This is a genomic window from Actinoplanes sp. NPDC051388 (assembly GCF_055586225.1).
Genome location: NZ_JBVJIP010000020.1, coordinates 79,933 through 99,067 on the forward strand (window position 1 = coordinate 79,933; position 19,135 = coordinate 99,067).

The 19,135-nt window shown below is 71.0% G+C and carries 25 protein-coding genes; 15 read left to right on the forward strand and 10 right to left on the reverse strand.

What is annotated here, in order from left to right; all coding sequences use genetic code 11:
• Positions 1–2 precede the first annotated feature (2 nt).
• Complete coding sequence (locus ACZ6TI_RS38450) at positions 3–974, forward strand: ketopantoate reductase family protein (protein WP_465350172.1); 972 nt, start codon at positions 3–5, stop codon at positions 972–974.
• On the opposite strand, the gene ACZ6TI_RS38455 is transcribed toward ACZ6TI_RS38450, so the two are convergent.
• The 3 genes from ACZ6TI_RS38455 to ACZ6TI_RS38465 are packed head-to-tail and all read right to left on the reverse strand — an operon-like array spanning position 971 to position 3,416.
• Positions 971–1,711 carry an amino acid ABC transporter ATP-binding protein gene (locus tag ACZ6TI_RS38455; RefSeq protein WP_465350173.1) on the reverse strand — a complete coding sequence of 247 codons (741 nt, stop codon included), beginning with the start codon at positions 1,709–1,711 and terminating at the stop codon, positions 971–973. The two genes, ACZ6TI_RS38450 and ACZ6TI_RS38455, sit on opposite strands and share 4 nt — an antisense overlap.
• Complete coding sequence (locus ACZ6TI_RS38460) at positions 1,711–2,538, reverse strand: amino acid ABC transporter permease (protein ID WP_465350275.1); 828 nt, start codon at positions 2,536–2,538, stop codon at positions 1,711–1,713. Before ACZ6TI_RS38460 ends, ACZ6TI_RS38455 begins: the two co-directional genes overlap by 1 nt.
• 2 nt (positions 2,539–2,540) lie before the next feature.
• Positions 2,541–3,416 carry an ABC transporter substrate-binding protein gene (locus ACZ6TI_RS38465; protein WP_465350174.1) on the reverse strand — a complete coding sequence of 292 codons (876 nt, stop codon included), beginning with the start codon at positions 3,414–3,416 and terminating at the stop codon, positions 2,541–2,543.
• A 78-nt stretch (positions 3,417–3,494) separates the two neighbouring features.
• Here ACZ6TI_RS38465 and ACZ6TI_RS38470 point away from each other — a divergent pair, with 78 nt between their 5' ends.
• From ACZ6TI_RS38470 to pheT, 12 genes are all read left to right on the forward strand, one after another.
• Complete coding sequence (locus ACZ6TI_RS38470; RefSeq protein WP_465350175.1) at positions 3,495–3,758, forward strand: phosphoribosyl-ATP diphosphatase; 264 nt, start codon at positions 3,495–3,497, stop codon at positions 3,756–3,758.
• Positions 3,759–3,800: 42 nt separating this feature from the next.
• Positions 3,801–4,643, forward strand: a complete 843-nt coding sequence (gene hisG, locus ACZ6TI_RS38475; RefSeq protein WP_465350176.1) for an ATP phosphoribosyltransferase — start codon at positions 3,801–3,803, stop codon at positions 4,641–4,643.
• Complete coding sequence (locus ACZ6TI_RS38480) at positions 4,640–5,083, forward strand: PH domain-containing protein (protein ID WP_465350177.1); 444 nt, start codon at positions 4,640–4,642, stop codon at positions 5,081–5,083. The genes hisG and ACZ6TI_RS38480 overlap by 4 nt, the downstream gene beginning before the upstream one ends.
• A 336-nt stretch (positions 5,084–5,419) precedes the next feature.
• Positions 5,420–6,040 (forward strand): translation initiation factor IF-3, encoded by a 621-nt coding sequence (infC, locus tag ACZ6TI_RS38485; RefSeq protein ID WP_465350178.1) that lies wholly within the window; start codon positions 5,420–5,422, stop codon positions 6,038–6,040.
• Positions 6,041–6,083: 43 nt separating this feature from the next.
• Entirely contained in the window at positions 6,084–6,278 is a 195-nt protein-coding gene (rpmI, locus tag ACZ6TI_RS38490; RefSeq protein WP_465350179.1) for a 50S ribosomal protein L35, read from the forward strand.
• Positions 6,279–6,315: 37 nt separating this feature from the next.
• The gene (gene rplT / locus ACZ6TI_RS38495) at positions 6,316–6,708 is read left to right on the forward strand and encodes a 50S ribosomal protein L20 (RefSeq protein ID WP_465350180.1); all 393 of its coding nucleotides are present in this window, start codon (positions 6,316–6,318) and stop codon (positions 6,706–6,708) included.
• Positions 6,709–6,712: 4 nt separating this feature from the next.
• A complete protein-coding gene (locus ACZ6TI_RS38500) occupies positions 6,713–7,519 on the forward strand; it encodes a TrmH family RNA methyltransferase (protein WP_465350181.1) in 807 nt (268 codons plus the stop codon).
• Positions 7,519–8,916, forward strand: coding sequence for an alcohol dehydrogenase catalytic domain-containing protein (locus tag ACZ6TI_RS38505; protein ID WP_465350182.1), 1,398 nt, complete (start codon positions 7,519–7,521; stop codon positions 8,914–8,916). Before ACZ6TI_RS38500 ends, ACZ6TI_RS38505 begins: the two co-directional genes overlap by 1 nt.
• Before the next feature lie 29 nt (positions 8,917–8,945).
• Positions 8,946–9,347: a hypothetical protein gene (locus ACZ6TI_RS38510; RefSeq protein WP_465350183.1), complete on the forward strand. Its 402-nt coding sequence runs from the start codon at positions 8,946–8,948 to the stop codon at positions 9,345–9,347.
• A 21-nt stretch (positions 9,348–9,368) separates the two neighbouring features.
• Complete coding sequence (locus ACZ6TI_RS38515; RefSeq protein ID WP_465350184.1) at positions 9,369–10,481, forward strand: winged helix DNA-binding domain-containing protein; 1,113 nt, start codon at positions 9,369–9,371, stop codon at positions 10,479–10,481.
• Positions 10,482–10,782: 301 nt separating this feature from the next.
• Complete coding sequence (locus tag ACZ6TI_RS38520) at positions 10,783–11,844, forward strand: phenylalanine--tRNA ligase subunit alpha (RefSeq protein ID WP_465350185.1); 1,062 nt, start codon at positions 10,783–10,785, stop codon at positions 11,842–11,844.
• Between the two features lie 4 nt (positions 11,845–11,848).
• A complete protein-coding gene (gene pheT, locus ACZ6TI_RS38525) occupies positions 11,849–14,320 on the forward strand; it encodes a phenylalanine--tRNA ligase subunit beta (protein ID WP_465350186.1) in 2,472 nt (823 codons plus the stop codon).
• A gap of 264 nt (positions 14,321–14,584) precedes the next feature.
• On the opposite strand, the gene ACZ6TI_RS38530 is transcribed toward pheT, so the two are convergent.
• The gene (locus ACZ6TI_RS38530) at positions 14,585–15,238 is read right to left on the reverse strand and encodes a Tat pathway signal sequence domain protein (RefSeq protein ID WP_465350187.1); all 654 of its coding nucleotides are present in this window, start codon (positions 15,236–15,238) and stop codon (positions 14,585–14,587) included.
• 193 nt (positions 15,239–15,431) lie between these two features.
• Here ACZ6TI_RS38530 and ACZ6TI_RS38535 point away from each other — a divergent pair, with 193 nt between their 5' ends.
• Complete coding sequence (locus tag ACZ6TI_RS38535) at positions 15,432–16,088, forward strand: DUF6230 family protein (RefSeq protein WP_465350188.1); 657 nt, start codon at positions 15,432–15,434, stop codon at positions 16,086–16,088.
• A gap of 2 nt (positions 16,089–16,090) precedes the next feature.
• Positions 16,091–16,537 (forward strand): DUF6114 domain-containing protein, encoded by a 447-nt coding sequence (locus ACZ6TI_RS38540; protein ID WP_465350189.1) that lies wholly within the window; start codon positions 16,091–16,093, stop codon positions 16,535–16,537.
• On the opposite strand, the gene ACZ6TI_RS38545 is transcribed toward ACZ6TI_RS38540, so the two are convergent.
• From ACZ6TI_RS38545 to ACZ6TI_RS38570, 6 genes are read right to left on the reverse strand one after another with little or no spacing between them, the layout of a single operon-like run.
• Positions 16,425–16,985 carry a VanZ family protein gene (locus tag ACZ6TI_RS38545; RefSeq protein WP_465350190.1) on the reverse strand — a complete coding sequence of 187 codons (561 nt, stop codon included), beginning with the start codon at positions 16,983–16,985 and terminating at the stop codon, positions 16,425–16,427. The genes ACZ6TI_RS38540 and ACZ6TI_RS38545 overlap by 113 nt on opposite strands.
• Positions 16,986–17,014: 29 nt before the next feature.
• Positions 17,015–17,626 (reverse strand): AAA family ATPase, encoded by a 612-nt coding sequence (locus tag ACZ6TI_RS38550; RefSeq protein WP_465350191.1) that lies wholly within the window; start codon positions 17,624–17,626, stop codon positions 17,015–17,017.
• Positions 17,623–17,928, reverse strand: a complete 306-nt coding sequence (locus ACZ6TI_RS38555) for a ribosomal protein L7/L12 (protein ID WP_465350192.1) — start codon at positions 17,926–17,928, stop codon at positions 17,623–17,625. The genes ACZ6TI_RS38550 and ACZ6TI_RS38555 overlap by 4 nt, the downstream gene beginning before the upstream one ends.
• A gap of 52 nt (positions 17,929–17,980) precedes the next feature.
• Positions 17,981–18,334, reverse strand: a complete 354-nt coding sequence (locus ACZ6TI_RS38560; protein ID WP_465350193.1) for a hypothetical protein — start codon at positions 18,332–18,334, stop codon at positions 17,981–17,983.
• Positions 18,331–18,801, reverse strand: a complete 471-nt coding sequence (locus ACZ6TI_RS38565; RefSeq protein ID WP_465350194.1) for a mycothiol transferase — start codon at positions 18,799–18,801, stop codon at positions 18,331–18,333. Before ACZ6TI_RS38565 ends, ACZ6TI_RS38560 begins: the two co-directional genes overlap by 4 nt.
• Entirely contained in the window at positions 18,798–19,094 is a 297-nt protein-coding gene (locus ACZ6TI_RS38570; RefSeq protein ID WP_465350195.1) for a putative quinol monooxygenase, read from the reverse strand. The genes ACZ6TI_RS38565 and ACZ6TI_RS38570 overlap by 4 nt, the downstream gene beginning before the upstream one ends.
• Positions 19,095–19,135: the final 41 nt, after the last annotated feature.

Sequence of the window (19,135 nt, forward strand, 5' to 3'; positions counted from 1 at the left end):
GGGTGCCGGACGTCTGTGTGGTGGGGGCGGGCGCGGTCGGTGGCGTGATCGGCGCGCGCCTGGCGCTGGCCGGGTTGTCCGTGTCCGTGCTCGCCCGCGACGAGACGCTGGCTGCCCTGCGTACCCGTGGGTGGGTGGTGAGTGCGGGCGACGGCGAACCGCAGGTCGCTCCGGTGGCCTCGGCCAGTGACCACGCCGCGGATCTGGGGCCGCAGCGGGTGGTGATCCTGGCGGTGAAGGCGCACCACCTGCCCGCGCTCGCGCCGCGCCTGGCGCCGCTGCTCACGCCGGAGACCGTGCTGGTGCCGGCGCTGAACGGCGTGCCGTGGTGGTTCTTCCACGACTTCGGCGGCGGGCTGGCCGGCATCCGGCTGAACGCGGTGGACCCCGGCGGCGTGGTCTCCGAGGCGCTGCCGTCGGCGCAGGTCATCGGCTGTGTCGTGCACCTCGCCGCGCGCACCCTGCGGCCGGGCCACGCGCTGCACACCGGCGGCAACGAGCTGATCCTCGGCGAACCCTCCGGCGCGACCTCGGCGCGGCTGACGGCGGTCGCGGAACTGCTGCGCGGCGGCGGCTTCACGGTGACTGAGTCGGCGTCGATCCAGCGGGACGTCTGGTACAAGCTCTGGGGCAACATGACGATGAACCCGATCTCCGCGCTGGCCGGCGTCACCGCGGACCGGATTCTCGACGACCCGCTGGTGAACGCGTTCGTGCGGCGGGTAATGACCGAGGCGGCGGAGATCGGCGCGCGGATCGGCTGCCCGATCACCCAGACCATCGACGACCGGATGGCGATCACCCGTGCGCTGGGGGCGTTCAAGACCTCGATGCTGCAGGACGCCGAGGCCGGTCGCACGATCGAGCTGGACGCGCTGGTCACCGCGGTCGCGGAGATCGCCGGGCTGGTCGGTGTCGCGACGCCGAACCTGGAGACGCTGCTCGGCCTGACCCGGTTGGCCTTTCCGCCCTAGAGTCGGCCGGCCTCGATGATCCGGGCCAGGAACTGCCTGGTCCGCGCCTCGACCGGGTCGCCCAGCACCTGCGCCGGCGGCCCGGACTCGATCACCCGGCCGCCGTCCAGGAACGCCACCCGATCGGCCACCTGTTTGGCGAAGCCCATCTCGTGGGTGGCCAGCACCATCGTCATGCCCTCCGCCTTGAGGTCGCGGATCATGCTGAGCACCTCGCCGACCAGTTCCGGGTCGAGCGCCGAGGTGACCTCGTCGAGCAGCAGCAGCCGGGGGCCGTTGACCAGCGCCCGGACGATCGCGACGCGCTGCTGCTGGCCGCCGGAGAGCCGATCGGGATAGCTGTCCGATTTGTCCGCGAGGCCGACTCGGGTGAGCCAGTCCATCGCCTGATCTTTCGCGCTTTTGATCTCCCGGCGATGCACCCGGGTCGGCGCGAGGGTGATGTTCTGGAGCACTGTCATGTGCGGGAAAAGGTTGTAAGACTGGAAGACCATGCCGATCTTGCGGCGGACCAGATCGGCGTTGACCCGCGGATCGGTGATGTCCTCGCCGTCCAGCCGGATCACGCCGTCGTCCACCTCGGTGAGGAGGTTGACGCAACGCAGCAGTGTGGACTTGCCCGAGCCGGACGCGCCGATCAGCGCCACGACCTCGTGCTCGTCGACGGCAAGATCGACACCGTCCAGCACGGTCGCCGGGCCGAAGACCTTCCGGACATTCTCCACACCCAGCACCATCAGGCGCCCGCGTTCTGCCGCCGGGCGGCGCGCATCGTGACCCAGTCGGTGACCGCGATCAGCGGCAGCGCGAGCAGCACGAAGAGCACGGCGGCCACGATGTACGGCGTGTAGTTGAACGTCTCGGCGGTGGAGATCTGAGCCGCCCGGACCGCGTCGATCGGCCCGGCCAGTGACACCAGGCCGACGTCCTTCTGCAGCGCCACGGTGTCGTTGAGCAGCGGCGGCGCCACCCGGCGCACCGCCTGCGGCAGCACCACGTGGCGCATCGTCTGCCGATAGGTCAAACCGAGCGACCGGGCCGCCGCCAGCTGGCTGGGGTGCACCGACTCGATGCCGGCCCGGAACACCTCGGCCAGGTACGCGCCATAGGTCACCACCAGCGCCGCCCCGCCCAGCACCAGGACGCCCGGCGTGCCCTGCAGCCGGAGCCCCGGGATGCCGAACGCGAACAGGTAGATCACGATGATCAGCGGCACACCGCGGAACGCATAGGTGTAGAGCGTCGCCATCGCCCGCACCGGAAAGAAGTACGGACCCCGCAGCGTGCGCAGCACCGCGATGAACAGGCCCAGCCCGAGCGCCAGCACCGCGCAGACCAGCAGCAGCCGGACGTTCAGCCAGAGCCCGTCGAGCACCGCGGGCAGCGCGTCGACCGCCTGCTGCCGGTCGAAGAACGACTCCCGCACCCGGTCCCACCCGGGCGAGCCGGTGACGCCGACCACGAGCAGCGTCCCGAGAACCGCGGTGGACACCGCCGCCAGCACCACCGAGCGGATCGCGCGCTTACGCCGGTACGCGATCCGCTCCCGCTGCAGGTCGCTGATCGTCACTGCAGTTCGGGCGCCCCGGCCGTGCCCGCCAGCCAGGTCTTCTCCAGCACCGCGAGGGTGCCGTCCTGGCGCAGTTCGTCGACCGCGTCCTTGACGCAGTCGGTCAGCGCGGAGTCCTTGTCCAGCACCAGCCCGAACTGCTCGGGCACGCCGACCTGCGGCAGCTGGCCGACGATCACGCCGTTGTCCAGCTCGGCGCCGGTCATGTAGAACGCCGTCGGCAGGTCCACCACGAGCCCGTCGACCAGGCCGTTCTGCAGCGCCTTCTTGGCGTCGTCGTTGCTGTTGAACACCTGCGCCTGGGTGCTCGGCTTGATCAGCTCGTTGATCGCCTGCAGGCTCGTCGTGCCCACCTGGGCGCCGAGCTTGGCCTCCTTGAGCGAGGCGATCGTGGTGCTGCCGTCGATCTTGCTGCCCTTGGTGGTGATCACCGTCTGCCGCACCAGGTAGTACGCCGACGAGAAGTCCACCGCCTGCTTGCGCTCCGGCGTGATGGAGAACTGGTTGATGTCGAAGTCGTACGCCTTCGGGCCGGGCGCGATGGCGTTGTTGAACGGCACCTGGGTCCAGACCACGTTGGCGGCCGGGTAGCCCAGCCGCTCGGCCACGTTGTAGGCCACCGCGGACTCGAAGCCCTTGCCGTTGTTCGGCTTGTTGTCACTGAACCACGGCTCGTACGCCGGGTTGTCGGTGCCGATCGTGAGCTTCCCGGCGACCTTGGTGGGGAGCACGCCGGCCGGGCAGGGGTCGGCCGAGGCGGAGGGAGAGGGGCCGGCGCCGGGGCTGCCCTCGTCGACCGGGGCGCAGGCGCTGAGCGCGGCGAGCATGACGGCCGCGCACCCCAGCGCGGCGAAGGTGTTTCTCCTGACCATGACGGGCAGCCTAGGGCACGTCACAAGGGGTGGGGCCGTCCGTCGCCATCATGTGATGAGCTGGAACAATCGGCTCCCGTGAAGACGTTCGAAGAGCTGTTCGCCGAGCTGCAGGCCAAGGCCGCGGCGCGTGACCCGGGCTCGTCCACGGTCGCCGCGCTGGACCGTGGCGTGCACTTCATCGGCAAGAAGGTGGTCGAGGAGGCGGCGGAGTCCTGGATGGCCGCCGAGCACGAGGGCCCGGAGCGCGCCGCCGAGGAGATCTCCCAGCTGCTCTACCAGGCCCAGGTGCTGATGATCGCCACCGGGCTCGAGCTGAAGGACGTCTACCGACATCTGTGACCTGACCTTTTTGTCCGCACACAAAGAGACCAGGAGTCACTGATGCTGCGCATCGCCATCCCGAACAAGGGCACCCTGTCCGCACCGGCGTCGCAGATGCTGCGCGACGCCGGTTACCGCCAGCGCACCGACCCGAAAGACCTGATCTGCCGCGACGAGGCGAACGACGTCGAGTTCTTCTATCTGCGGCCCCGCGACATCGCGACCTATGTCGGCACCGGTGATCTCGATCTCGGCATCACCGGCCGCGACCTGCTGGTGGACTCCGGCGTGCCGGCCACCGAGCTGCTCGACCTGCGGTTCGGCGGGGCGACCTTCCGCTGGGCGGCGCCGTCCGGGTCGATCGACTCGGCGGACGCCATCGCCGGGCGGCGGATCGCCACCGCGTACCCGGGGGTGGTCGAGCGTTATCTCGCCGAGCAGGGCATCACCGCCGAGGTGGTGCGGCTCGACGGCGCGGTGGAGAACGCCGTGCGGCTCGGCGTCGCCGACCTGATCGCCGACGTGGTGGAGACCGGCGCCACGCTGCGCCAGGCCGGGCTGACCACGCTGGGCGAGCCGCTGCTGCGCTCGTCGGCCATCCTGATCGGCCCGCGGGAGGACGTCGCCGAGCGCGCCGGCCAGCTGATCCGGCGGTTGCAGGGCGTGCTGGTCGCCCGCAGCTTCGTGATGCTGGCCTACGACGTGCGCACCGACCTGCTGGAGAAGGCGTCCGCGCTGACTCCCGGGATCGAGTCGCCGACCGTGTCGCCGCTGCACCGGGAGGGCTGGGTCGCGGTGCAGGCGATGGTCCAGCGCGAGGCGGTGCACCGGGTGATGGACGAGCTGTACGACCTGGGCGCCCGCGCCATCCTGGTCACCGACATCTCGAATTGCCGGCTGTGAGCGCCACCGTGTCCTACCGCCCGCGCCGGGTCCGCTGGGTCGCCGGCCTCGCCGCCGCCGCGGTCGTGGTGCTGTTCACCGGTCTCAGCTTCGGCCTGCACGGCAGCACCGGCGACGGCTTCGGCACCTTCCAGCGCGGCGACCAGGCCGCCATGATCGGGCTGGGCATCCTGATCGGCCTCGGCATCCTGGCCTTCACCCGGCCGCGGGTGACGGCCGGCCCGGAGAGCGTCAAGATCCGCAACGTGATCGGCGGATACGAACTGCCGTGGTCGGTGGTGCGGGCGGTGCGATTCGACCGGAACTCACCGTGGGCGTCGCTCGAGCTGCACGACGACGAGACGGTGCCGATCCACGCGTTGCAGGCGGCCGACAAGGCCTACGCGGTGGAGGGCGTTCGCGCACTCCGGGCCCTTCATTCGGCGGCCGCGAACGCCTGATAGGATAGCCAGCAGTCGACCACGTCCGCGCTCTTCCAGCATCATCGGGGGCGCAGACGCGAAAGAGGAGCCCGCTGGTTCCCACCCGTGCTGATTCACAGCTTCGGGTCCGGTCAACCGCTCTGGAATATTCCAGTGGCGGTGTGCGTCTCCTATGGGGCGCCGATGACCGGTCGAGCGGGCCCTGGCATATGCCGGGGCCTTCTGCTTTCCTCGTCGCCCGCAGTCTTGGGTGACGCGGGGCCGACCGACATTGGCAGTGCCGTCAACACAGATCGTGGCGACGGCGTTACAAGATTCCCGTTCTGAGGAGGCCCCATCAGCGTCGAACCACGCGTGAACGAGCAGATCCGGGCGAGAGAGGTCCGACTGGTCGGTCCTGAGGGTGAGCAGGTGGGCATCGTCCCGCTCGAGCGTGCCCTGCAGCTGGCCGCGGACGTCGATCTGGATCTGGTCGAGGTGGCACCGATGGCTCGTCCGCCGGTGTGCAAGCTCATGGACTTCGGCAAGTTCAAGTACGAGTCGGCACTCAAGGCGCGCGAAGCACGGCGCAACCAGCAACAGACCGTCATCAAGGAAATGAAGCTGCGGCCGAAGATCGACCCGCACGATTACGAGACCAAAAAGGGTCACGTCATCCGGTTCCTCAAGGCGGGCGACAAGGTCAAGGTCACGATCATGTTCCGTGGTCGTGAGCAGAGCCGCCCCGAGCTGGGCTTCCGGCTTCTCCGCCGGCTCAGCGAGGAGATCTCTGAGCTGGGCTTCGTCGAGGCCAGTCCCAAGCAGGACGGCCGCAACATGATCATGGTGTTGGCACCGCACCGGGCCACGAAGGTGGCCGCGGCAACCGCTTCGGCGGCCGCCGCGCACAGTCGCGCGAACGTCCGCGAGCCCCGCGAGGGCGATGTGGTCGAGGCCGCACCGGCCGCGACCACGGCCGACACCACCGCAGAGTAGAGATCTCCCCGGCCCCCGGGGAGCACGGAAAGAGGCGTTCGAAGTGCCGAAGATGAAGAGCCACACCGGCATGGGCAAGCGGGTGCGGGTCACCGGCAGCGGCAAGATCGTCCGCGAGAAGGCCGGAAAGCGCCACCTGCTCGAGGGCAAGTCGTCCCACGTGACACGTCGGATGACTGGCACCGTTGTGGTGGCCAAGGCCGACACCAAGCGAGTTAAGAAGATGCTCGGCCGCTGACGCGCGCCAGACCCGTTTTCCTGTGAGGAGTCGATAGATGGCACGCGTCAAGCGGGCTGTGAACGCCCAGAAGAAGCGTCGCACGTTGCTCGAGAGCGCCAGTGGTTACCGTGGGCAGCGCTCACGGCTGTACCGCAAGGCCAAGGAGCAGATGCTGCACTCGATGCAGTACGCATACCGCGACCGGCGGGACCGCAAGGGCGATTTCCGCCAGCTGTGGATCACCCGGATCAACGCCGCGTCGCGCGCGAACGGCATGACCTACAACCGCCTGATCCAGGGCCTGCGCCTGGCCGGCGTCGAAGTGGACCGCAAGATCCTCGCCGACATGGCGGTCAACGACGCGGCGTCCTTCGCCGCGATCGTGGAGATCGCGCGGGCCGCGGTGGCGGCCGAGGGCACCGGCGGCGCTGCCGCCCAGGCTGCCTGATCACGTGACTGAGGCGCCCTTCGTTGACGGAGGGCGCCTTTTCACGCCCCGGACCCCGCGGATCGTCGCGGCCCGTCGCCTGCAGCGCCGGCGCGACCGCGACCAGACCGGCCGATTCCTCGCCGAGGGCCCCCAGGCCGTCGCGGCCGCACTCTCCGCGGGGGTCGTTCTCGAGCTTTTCGGTACGGACACAGCACTCGACCGTCACCCCGAGCTGGCGACGGCCGCGCCCGAGGTGTCGCCGGTGACCGAGGAAGCGCTGTCGGCACTCTCCGAGACCGTGCACCCGCAGGGTCTCGTGGCAGTGTGCACGCAGGTCGACGTGCCGCTGTCCATGCTGGTGGAGCGCCGGCTGGTGGCGGTGCTCGCGGACATCCGCGACCCGGGCAACGCGGGCACGATCCTGCGCACCGCCGACGCCGCGGGCGCCGGGGGAGTGGTGTTCGCCGGCGAGGCCGTGGATCCGTACAACGGCAAGTGCGTGCGGGCGTCCGCCGGGTCACTGTTCACCGTGGACGTCGCCCGGCAGCGCGACCCGCTGGCCGTCGTGTCGGCGCTGCGTGACGCCGGCGTGTGGGTGCTCGCCGCGACCGGCTACGGCGACGTGAGCCTCGACGAACTCAGCGACGACGGCGCGCTCTCGGTGCCGACCGCGTGGTTGTTCGGCTCGGAGGCGCACGGCCTCTCCGACGAGTTGCTCGAGGCCGCCGACGCCCGGGTGCGGGTGCCGATCTACGGCGGCGCGGAGAGCCTCAACCTGGCCGCCGCCGCCGCGGTGTGCCTCTATGCCTCGGCGCGTGGCCAGCGCTGATGCGCGCGGTCCTCTATGCGCAGCCCGGCGATCCGCCGACCCTGATGGACGTCCCGGCGCCGTCCTGCCCGCCGGACGGCGCGATCATCGACGTGCGCGCCACCGGCGTCTGCCGCTCGGACTGGCACGCCTGGCGCGGCCACGACCCGGTGCCGCTGCCGCACATCCCCGGCCACGAGTTTGCCGGAGTCGTCGCCGCGGTCGGCCCGGCGGTCCGCTCCTTCGCGATCGGCGACCGAGTGACCAGCCCGTTCGTGAACGGCTGCGGACGGTGCTCGTTCTGCCTCGCCGGCGACGCCCAGGTCTGCCCGGACCAGACCCAGCCCGGCTTCACCCATCCCGGCTCGTTCGCCGACCTGGTCGCGGTGCGCGCCGCCGACACCAACCTGGTGCGCCTGCCGGACACTCTCGACTTCGTCCCGGCGGCGGCCCTGGGCTGCCGCTTCGCCACCGCCTTCCGGGCCCTGACCGCGCACGCCCGGCTGGCGGAGGGGGAGTCGCTGGCGGTCTTCGGGTGCGGCGGCGTCGGCCTGTCGGCGGTCATGATCGGCGCGGCGCTGGGCGCCCATGTGATCGCGGTCGACCCGTCGCCCGCGGCCCGCGATCGGGCCCTCGCCCTGGGCGCCGCCACGGCCGTCGAGCCGCCCTTTGCTCTGCTTCCCGAGAGGAAGCACCCACTCCCTCCGGAAACCGCCGGTGGTGGTGCGCCCCCTCCGAGGGCCACCGACGGCGGCGCGCTCCCTGAGAGGGAGCAGAGCAAAGCCTTGGGGGACAGCGCGTTCCCTGCAGGGACGACCGATGCTGGCGTGCTTCCTCTGGGGAAGCAGAGCAAAGCGTTGGGGGACGGTGGGTTTCCTGCGGAGGCCTCCGAGAGTGGTGCACTTCGGACGGGAGCGACCGATGGTGGCGCGCTTCCTCTGAGGGAGCAGAGCAAGGCGTTGGGAGACGGTGGGATACCTGCGGAGGCCGCGGAGGGTGGTGCGCTTCGTGCGGGGGCGACCGATGCTGGCGTGCTTCCTCTGGGGAAGCAGAGCAAAGCGTTCGGGGACGGCGTCGATGTGGCAGTCGATGCGGTGGGGTCGGCGGCGACCGCGGAGGCGGCGGTGCGGAGCCTGCGGCGGCGTGGGCGGCACGTGCAGGTCGGCCTGATGCTGGGCGACGACGCCCGGGCCGCGCTGCCGTGGGATCTGGTGGTGGCGCGCGAATTGCAGGTGTTCGGGTCGCATGGGATGGCGGCCGCCGATTATCCGGCGATGCTGGCGATGGTCGCGGACGGCCGGCTGCGCCCGGACCTGCTGGTCGGCTCGATCATCGGTCTCGATGAGGCCGGAGCGGCGCTGATGGCCATGGACGAGCCGTCGCCCCCGGCGGCGGGGATCGTCGTCGTCGCCCTCTGACGCTCGACGTGGTGATCCACACTGGTGCGGTGCGGAGTTCGCGATGGGCCGGGGTGCCCCGGCACGTGCGCGTGATGGTGGCGGTAGCGGTTCTGGTCTTCGCATACGGCACGGCCGTGCATCTGGTCCAGTTGCTTCGCGGGGGGCTCGACCCCTATCCGTCGATGCCGGGCTGGCTCGGCGTCTACTTCGTCTCGCTGACGGTGCTGGATCCGGTCGCGGCGATTCTGCTGGGATTGCGCCGCCGGGCCGGACTGGTGCTGGGTTGCGTGGTCCTGGTGACCGACGCTCTGGCCAACGCCTATGCGAACTATGTCGTGGACCGGGCCGGCGGCATCACGCCCGGTCGCATCGGGCAGGCGGTGATCGCGGTGCTCGCGGTCGCACTCGTGCTGGCCGCGCCGCGGATGGCGCCGTCGATGCGGAGATGAGCCTCGTGGTAAACCGGCTGGGTGACGGAACGCGGGCCGGAGATCGGCGGGCAGCAGGCGCTGGCGTGGCGGCTGCGGCGGCACGGGCTGGTCGACCGGCCGGCGACCGGTGCCGCCGCCGACGTGGCCGGGCGGGTGTGTGGGCTGCATGCCCAGGTGATGGGGTCGGCCGAGCTGAGTGTGCTGGCGCGGGTCGAGCAGGTGCCGCGCACCGCGGTCGCCGATGCGTTGTGGCGTGACCGCAGCCTGGTGAAGATGTGGGCCGCCCGCGGCACGCTGCACCTGCTGCCGGCCGCCGAGCTGGGCATGTGGCTCGGTGCGCTGGGCACGATGCGCAAGTTCGGCAACCACGGCAGCCCGGAGATCGAGCGGATCTGCGCGGCGGTGGGTCCGGCGTTGCGGGGTCGCGTTCTCGACCGGAACGAGCTGGCGGCCGAGGTCGAGCGGTCCACCGGGTCGGCGGAGCTGGGCGGCTGGGTGCGTTCCAGCTGGGGCTCGGACCTCAAGGCGGCTTCCTTTCGCGGCCTGCTCTGCTTCGCCGCGCCGGCCGGCGGCGTCGCCCGGTTCACCGCGCCGGACAGCTGGATCCGCGGGATCGACCGATCCGCGACCGCCGCGGAGTCGCTGCGGGCGATGACCCGGCGCTTCCTGGAGGCCTACGCCCCGGCCACCGAGGAGTCCATCGCCCGCTGGTGGGTCGGCCCGCCCCGGGTCTCGGTGGGCCGGAGCCTGCTCCGCTCGCTCGGCGACGAGGCCGTGCCGGTGACCTTCGCCGGCCGCACGGCCTGGGTGCTCGACGCCGATCTGGCGGACATGCGCGCAGCGACCGCCGCGCCGTCCGGCACGCTGCTGCCCGCCTTCGACCCGTGGGTCCTCGCGATGGCCCGCGACGAGCCCTTCATCGCCCTGCGGCACCTGCCGGAGATCTTCCGCCCGGCCGGCCGCGTCGCCCCCACGGTCCTGGTCGACGGGCGCATCGCCGGCCGCTGGACCCACCGGGTCGACAAGGGCGAGGTGCACCTCGCGGTCATCCCGTTCGAGCCCCTCGCCAAGCAAACCCGGGTCGCTCTCACCGCAGAGGCCGAGCGGATCGCCGGGCACCTCGCGAAGCCACTCCGGCTGAGCGGGGTCTGACCATTCACGCACCCCGCAGAGCCAGACCCAGTGCCCACGAAAGTGCCCTGCGTCAAGCGGCCGGTGCCCGCGTGAGCGACGGTCCGTCAGTCCGACGGACCTGGGACATCCAGAATTTGAACTTGCCCTGCGCGGTAAGCTGGCGACGTGGCGATGGAGAGTCGAATGTTTACCCGGCCCGCTGGTTGCGGGCGCCGGGTCTGACCTCTCGCGCGATCCCCTGACCGGTGGGCTGCGGCCCTGCCGTGCGTCCGTACACTCACCACTTGGTTCATCCGGTTTGAGGGAGTTCGACGGCGTCATGTCTTACCGCAACGATCCATACGATCCGAAGCAGGCCGCCCTGCTCGCCCCCGAGGCGCTGGCGGCCGCCGTCGCCGACGCAGAAAAGGCCTTCGGCGCGGCCGAAGATCTCGATGCGCTCGGCGGGCTGAAGCCGGCGCATCTGGGTGACCGTTCGCCCGTCTCGCTGGCCCGGCGGGAGATCGGCTCGCTGCCGCCCGCCGCCAAGTCCGACGCCGGCAAGCGCGTCAACGAGGCCCGGCAGTCCATCCAGGGCGCCTTCGACCAGCGGCTCGCCGAGCTGGAGCTGGAACGCGCCGCCCGGGTGCTGGTCGAGGAGCGCGTCGACGTCACGCTGCCCTGGGACCGGCGGCCGCGAGGCGCCCGGCACCCGCTGACCACGCTGATGGAGCACATGTCCGACCTGTTCGTCGGGATGGGCTACGAGATCGTCGAGGGTCCCGAGCTGGAGCTCGAATGGGTGAACTTCGACGCGCTCAACATCGGGCCGGACAACGCGGTGCGCGGGTCGATGGACACGTTCTACGTCGACCTGCCGGGCCTGGTCATGCGCACGCACACGTCGCCGGGGCAGGTGCGCAGCATGCTCACCCGGCAGCCGCCGATCTATGTGGTCAGCCCGGGGCGGGCCTACCGCTCGGACGAGCTGGACGCGACGCACAGCCCGGTGTTCCACCAGATCGAGGGCCTGGTCGTGGACGAGGGCATCACGATGGCGCACCTGCGCGGGACGCTCGACCACTTCGCGCGGGCGATGTTCGGGCCGGAGGCGAAGACCCGCTGGCGGCCGCACTACTTCCCGTTCACCGAGCCGTCCGGGGAGTTCGACGTGTGGTTCGAGCAGCACCGCGACGGCCCGCGCTGGGTCGAGTGGGGTGGCTGCGGCATGGTCAACCCGCGGGTGTTGATCGCCTGTGGCATCGACCCGGATCGATATTCGGGCTTCGCGTTCGGGATGGGCGTGGAGCGCACGCTGATGTTCCGCAACGGGGTCAGCGACATGCGCGACATGGTCGAGGGCGACACCCGGTTCACCCGTACGTTCGGCATGGAGGTCTGACGCGATGAAGACGTCACTGTCGTGGCTTCGTGATTATGTGGAGCTGCCGGCCTCGTTGACCGCCGCAGAGCTGGACGAGACGCTCACCAACCTGGGCATGGAGGTCGAGTCGGTCGTCGACCAGGCGGCCACGGTCAAGGGTGATCTGGTGGTCGGGCGGGTGCTCGAGATCGAGGAGCTGACCGGGTTCAAGAAGCCGATCCGGTTCTGCCGGGTCGACGTCGGCAACCCCGAGCCGCAGGAGATCGTCTGTGGCGCCCAGAACTTCGCGGTCGGCGACCTGGTCGCGGTGATCCTGCCGGGTGGCGAGCTGCCCGGCGGTTTCCAGATCGGTGCGCGCAAGACCTATGGGCGCAACTCCAACGGCATGATCTGCTCGGTGCGCGAGCTGGGCATCGGCGACGATCACGCCGGCATCCTGGTGCTGCCCGCCGGCGTCGCCGCGCCGGGCGGTGACGCGCGCCCGGTGGTGGGGCTCGACGACGTGCTGGTCGAGGTCGAGATCACCCCCGACCGCGGGTACGAGATGAGCCTGCGCGGCATGGCGCGAGAGCTGTCCTATGCCTACGGGTCGGCGTACACCGACCCGGCGCTCGTGGCTGCCCCCGGCGCCACCGACGAGCCTCCGGTCGAGCTGCGCATCGACGACGTCGTGGGCTGCGACCGGTTCGCCGCGCGCGTGGTCCGGGGCATCGACCCGAATGCGCAGTCGCCGGTGTGGATGCAGCAGCGGCTGATCGCGGGCGGCGTCCGGGCCATCTCGCTGCCGGTGGACATCACCAACTACCTGATGCTCGAACTCGGCCAGCCGATGCACGTCTTCGACCTGAGCCGGCTGCGTGGTGGCCTGGTCGTGCGCCGGGCCACGCCGGGGGAGAAGCTGACCACCCTGGACGGTGTCGCGCGGGTGCTCGACGCCGAGGACATGGTGATCTGCGACGACTCCGGGCCGATCTCGCTGGCCGCGGTGATGGGCGGCGAGACCTCGGACTGGCAGCCGGGCACGGTGGACGTGCTGCTCGAGGCCGCGCACTGGGACCCGGTCATGGTCGGCCGCACCGCCCGGCGGCACAAGCTGTTCAGCGAGGCGGCCAAGCGCTGGGAGCGCGGCGTCGACCCGCAGCTGCCGCTGGTCGCGTTGCAGCGGGCGGTGGAACTTCTGGTCGAGCACGCCGGTGGCACGGCGGACGAGCGCGTGCTGGACATCGATCACGTGGTGCCGCCGGCGCCGATCGCGCTCGACCCGGCGCTGCCCGCGGCGCGGATCGGCCTGGCCTACACACCGGACGAGGTGGCGACCCACCTGGTCCGCGTCGGCTGCACGGTGTCCGGCACCTGGGAGGTCACCCCGCCGTCCTGGCGGCCCGACCTGATCGACCCCGCCGATCTGGTGGAGGAGGTGGCGCGGCTGGGCGGCTACAACGAGATCCCGAGCGTGCTGCCGCCGGCGCCCGGCGGCGGCGGGCTGACCCGCACCCAGCAGCGTCGTCGTTCGGTCGGCCGCGCGCTGGCCGAGAACGGCTACGTCGAGGTGCTGTCCTACCCGTTCGTCGCACCCTCGGCGCACGACTCGTTCGGGCTGGCCGCGGACGACGAGCGGCGCAGCGCGGTGCGGCTGACCAACCCGCTGTCCGAGGAGGAGCCGCAGCTGCGCACGTCGCTGCTGCCGCCGCTGCTCGCCACGCTCCGGCGCAACCTCGGCCGGGGCCTGCGGGACCTGGCGCTCTTCGAGCTGGGCTCGGTCTTCCAGCCCGGTGCGGTGGACACCGCGCCGCCGGTGCTGAGCGTGGACCGGCGGCCGGACGACGCGGAGTGGGTCGCGGCGAACGCCATCGTGCCGGCCCAGCCGTGGCACGTCGGCACCGTGCTGACCGGCGATTTCGACCCGGCCGGCTGGTGGGGCGCCGGGCGCGCGGCCACCTGGGCGGACGCGGTCGAATCCGCGCGGATCACGCTGTCCGCCGCGGGCATCGCCGCTTCGCGGATCACGGTGCGCGCGGCCGAGCGCGCGCCCTGGCATCCGGGCCGGTGCGCGGCGGTGCTGGTGGACGACCAGGTCGTCGGGCACGCGGGCGAGCTGCACCCGGGCGTGCTGTCCGCGCTCGAGCTGCCCAAGGGTGTGGCGGCGATGGAGCTCGACCTCGACGCCGTGCCGCTGCCGCCGGTGGTGGAGGCGGTGGCGCTGTCGACGTACCCGCCGGCGTTGATCGACGTGGCGCTGGTGGTGCCGTCGTCGGTGCCGGCCGCCGCGGTGGAGGCGGCGCTGACCTCCGGTGCGGGCTCGCTGCTCGAGTCGGTCCGGCTCTTCGACGTGTACGAGTCGGCGTCGCTGGGCGAGGGGCTGCGGTCGCTGGCGTACAAGCTGACGTTCCGGGCGCCGGATCGCACGCTGACCGTCGAGGAGGCGGTCGCCGCGCGGGATGCGGCGGTGGCGTCGGCGGCGTCGAGCACGGGCGCGGTGCTGCGCGGAGCCTAGGCTGATCGGCCGTCACTCTTCGGGGTGACGGCCGAACTCCTGATCTTCTGAACCGTTCGTAGCCGCACCACCCCTCGTGCCAAGGCCCGCCCACGCCTGATCGCCGCCGCCGTCTGCACGCTGGCCGGCGTGGGAGTGTGGGCGGTCGCGCCCGCGATGTCGGTCATCTCGGCGCTCGCCCGATAACCCCAGGGCCCCTCAGCTTCTTAGTGGTAGCTCAGCCGTGCACCCGGGGTTTGGATGCACGGCTGAGCTACCACTGTGTCAGTTGGTGTAGACGATCGGGCTGCCCTCGACCGACGTGTCCAGCACCGGTGCGTAGGTCGCGGTGAAGAAGCCGCTGCTCGGGCAGGTGATCGGGCCGGACGACTTGGTGAACGGCTGGTCGGTGAACGTGATCGAGTTGTCCGCGTTGGACGCCGTGCCGGTGATCGAGCCGTTGACCGCGATGTAGACGCAGGTGACCGAGCCGAGGATCGTGCCGAGGCTCAGCGTGGTCTTGATCGGCGCGGCCTCGGTGCCGGCGACCGTGACGGCGCCGGTCGTGCCGTCCACCTTGGTGTCGAACGGGGTGTTGTTCACCGTCACGCTGTTCACCCGGGTGACCCCGAAGATGTTCGACGTGCAGATGGCGAACGTGTGCGCCGTGGTGGACTCGGTGGCCACGCCGGGCGCGACCGGGTTGTCCACCACCGTGGTGGTGAAGGCCGACTCGGCGCACGTGATGCCGGTCGTGCCGCCGGACGCGGTGGCGAAGTCGGCGGTGGTGCCGGCCGCCACCGACGCGGTCAGCACGTCGCCGACCGTGACGTTGGGGCCGCCGGCGCTTTCGGTGGTGAGGACGTTGATCTCGGCCGGGGCGGGGGTTCCGATCAGTGCGGCGGACAGGCCTGCGACGACGGCGAGGATTGCGCGCATGACTGTTTCTCCTCAGTCAGGAGTGGTGAGCCGTTGGGGGACTCCGGACGGTTTATAGACCCGCCGCCGACAGAGCGTCAATATTTCCGGCACGTAACATCGCGCGACTTGCACAGGCTTGTCCGACCGCTTGACCCGGACCGTACCGAGCGGTAACTTCGGCCCTTCGGCATAGACGTGAACCGATCTCGTGATGCCCGGCGCGGCCGGGTTGATGAGGGGGAATGCGATGTCTGCAATGGAGCCCGGCGTGCGCTGGAAGCGGTTCGGCGGCATGTTGGCGATCACCACGGCGATCACCGGAGTGCTCGTCGCGCTCACCGCTCAAGGCGTGATGGCCGCGAATTTCTCGATCTCCGGCATGCCTTTCACGGTCACCGCGACGCATTTGCACGGCGACGGATTCGAGCAATTCGCAACGATCGATTACATGATCGAGGACAGTCCGAACGAGGGCGACACCGGCGGTCAGGTGGTGGTCATCGTCTCGGCCATCGACAAGGCCGAACTGACCCGGTTGTGCCAGAGTGTCGCGCTCGGCGGCATGCACCTCAAGATCACCGCGGGCGACGCGAACACCCCGGTGCGCGCGGACAGCCTGGTCGTCGATTCGGAGCTGATCGGCGGCGACACCGACTTCCGGAACATCAACATCGGCCAGGACGCGAGCACCCTCGACAGGGTGCGCGACCGCACCAACGGCGGCACGATCAAGGGCGGCGAAGGTGTCTTCAGCCAGCAGGCCGACACCATCGACATCGAGAACCTGCGGCAGACCAACTACGCCACGACGGCCTCCCGGTTCACCCTGCCGCACCTGCGGATGACCTTCACCGACGACGGCTGCTGACCATGGCCACCACGCACTGGCTGCGTGGCCGCCCGTTCTGGGGCGGCCTGCTGGTCACGCTGGCCGGCGCCGAGATCCTGGTGACGGTGCGGGCGCCGCTGCCGGTGATCCTGCACGTCGGCATGCAGGGCGTGGCGGGATACCTGGTGCCGATGGTCCTGCTGCTCTGCGGCCTGCTGCTGATCTTCCATCCGGACCAGCGCGTCTTCTATTCACTGGTGGCGGCCGGTCTCACGGTGACGTCGTGGTTCACCTCGAACCTCGGTGGGTTCGTGCTGGGCATCGTGCTCGGGCTGGTCGGCAGCGCGCTGGCCTTCGCCTGGACCCCGCACAAGGTCAGGGCCGAGCCGCGGCGGGTTGCGGACGATCCGGATCCGGCGACGCCGGTGCCGGGCCACGCCACCAGCGACGAGACGCCAGCGCGGCCAGCCCCGCACCGGCCGCGTTGATCAGCACATCGTCCACCGAGGACACCCGGTCCAGCTGCAGCACGAACTGCGCGGTCTCGACCACGATCGAGCAGACCGCCCCGAGCGCGAGGACCCGCGGGACCGAAGCCAGCGCCGGGAATCGGATCGGGGCGAAGAACCCCAGCGCCGCGAACACCAGCAGGTTGCCGACGATCTGGCCGGTCGCGCTGACCGGCCCCTCGGCGAGGATCTCCAGCAGATCCCGCAACGGCACCAGCTGCACCCGGCCCTCGTCGCCCGGCAGCAGGATCATCCACACCCACGGCACCGTGCCATAGACCATGCCGACCTCGGCGATCGCCCGCCGCCACCCGCCGCGACGGCGGGCCAGAGCCCACACCGCCAGCGCCGCCAACGGCAGCGCGAGCACCGTCAGGAACACCACGCCGGTGAACGTGCCGAACCAGAAATGCCAGCCCCCGGTCATGACCGCGGAGTCTAGTGAGACCCGTCCAGTCAGAGCCGCAGCACGGCCGCGACCCGATCGGTCAGCGCGTCGACCGGAGTGCCGGGAGCGATCTCGATGGCCGGCACGCCCAGGCGGGCGGTCTCGGCGGTCAGGTGCTCGGTGAACATGCGGTCGCGTTCGAGCATGTTCGCCAGGGCCCGCGGGGGATCGCTGGTGCGGTCCGGGATCTGCCAGGTGGTGCCGCGGCTCGCATAGGCCGCGGTGCGGAACTCGGGCGCCGGCAGCAGCCACACCGCCCGGTCGCTGAGCGGCGCGACCAGGTGCGGCAGCAGCCGGAAGCCCTCCACGACGACACCGCCGGGCATGTCCAGCAGATCCTCGACGATCAGGTCGAAGCCCTCGCCGAGGTACCAGTGGAAGGTCTCCAGCATCGTCCGCGGCGACCGGGTCACCCACCGCTCGTCCATGTCCATCGCCATGAACGCGTGCAGGTGGGGGCTGTCCGCCGCGGTCGTCCGCCCGGCGTGGTCGCGCATCGCGTCGTCGGTGCTGAAATATCTCAGCCCGTGCCGCTCGGCCAGCCGGCGGGCGATCGTCGACTTCCCGGCGCCGGGCGCTCCGCCGATCCAGCAGACGTGCGCCAGACGCGGATCGGTCATCCCAGCCCGCGCTCGGCGGCGATCCGGTCCACGGCGGCCTTGGCCTCGGCCAGCCCGAGCCCGGTGCGCTCGCGATAGACCTTGATCGCCTGGATCTTCTGGCCCATCTGCAGGTAGTGCACGACGTCGGGCTCGTCGAGCGCGGGCTCCACGATGCCGAGATGCTTGATGATCAGGTCGAGCTTGCGCTCGACGACCGCCAGCCGGGCGAGACCGGGGTCCGGTTTCTTGCGCCCGCTGAACAGAATCATCGCGAACCCGACTCCGGCCAGGCCGCACGCGACCGCGATCAACAAATCCATGCGGACCATCAAACCAGCCGCCGCCCGGGGACGGTGCCCGGTTTCCGTGGCCTCAGTCGGCCAGGCGGTCGGCGTGGGCGCGCTCGTCCGGGCGGACCTCGCTGCGGGCGGAGGACTGCAGGGTCCACCTGGCCGGGCCGCGCGGGCCGGTGAACGTGCCCGCGGCCAGGGCGGACTCGATGCGGGAACGGGCCTCCGGCTCGTCGGACGGAACCGCGGCGAACAGGATGCGCACGCTCACCCGCTCACCGTCCCGGGTGGCGCTGGTGTGATGCGCGGCGAGCGGGCACGGCGGCTCGTGCTCCCAGTGGCCGCAGAGTGCCACGGTGACCGCGCCGCCCGGTCCCGCCGAGTCCTGGTCCGCGGCCATCGTCACGGTCGCGTCGTGCGCATAGGTGGCTCTCATTCGCCGACCCGCCCGTCGAGCAGTTCCCGGACCGCGTCGGCGTGACCCGCGTGCCGGGCCGTCTCGTTGATCAGGTGCAACAGGACGAAGCGCAGGTCGGTGCCGTGGCCGTACCCGGTGGGGGTGGACAGGTCGTTGATCTTGCGGACCGTCGCGTCGGTCGCCTCGGCGCGTTCCCGGTAGGCCCGGACCGCGTCCGCGATCGACAGGTCCGGTGGGTCGTATTCGTCGTCCGGCTTGTCCACCTCACGGCCGAGCATCTCGCGGTCGATCCAGCGCGCCTCCACCCCGGTCAGGTGGTTCACGATGCCGACCAGCGGGAGCAGCTTGCCGTCCGGCCGCCAGCGGGCCTGGTCGTCGGTGAGGTCCGCGGCCTTGAACAGCACCGCGCCGCGCAGATAGCCGAGCCAGCGCAGGGACAGCTCGAGCTCGTCGGCGAGGCCGTCCGGGAACGGCGGCCGGCTCACGGGAGCCCGCCCAGCACGGTCGTCTCCGCGCTGGTGAACTCGCCGGTCAGCATCGGCATCGCGGTCGCGATCGCGGCCCGGGTCGCCTCCAACTGGAGGGACGCGTCGTGGCTCTCCTTGCTGTCCCAGACCTCGTAGACCTGGATCAGGTCGGGGTCGTCCGCCGGCACGCTGACCGAATAGACCGAGCAGCCGGCGGCACGCAGCCCGTCGACGCCCGAGGTCAGGATCTCGACCACGTTGTCGCGCTTGCCGGGGACCGTGCGCATGGTGCCCAAATAGCCGTAAGCCATCCGATCACGGTAGCGCTTCCGCCGATGAGTTCCGGGCGGCA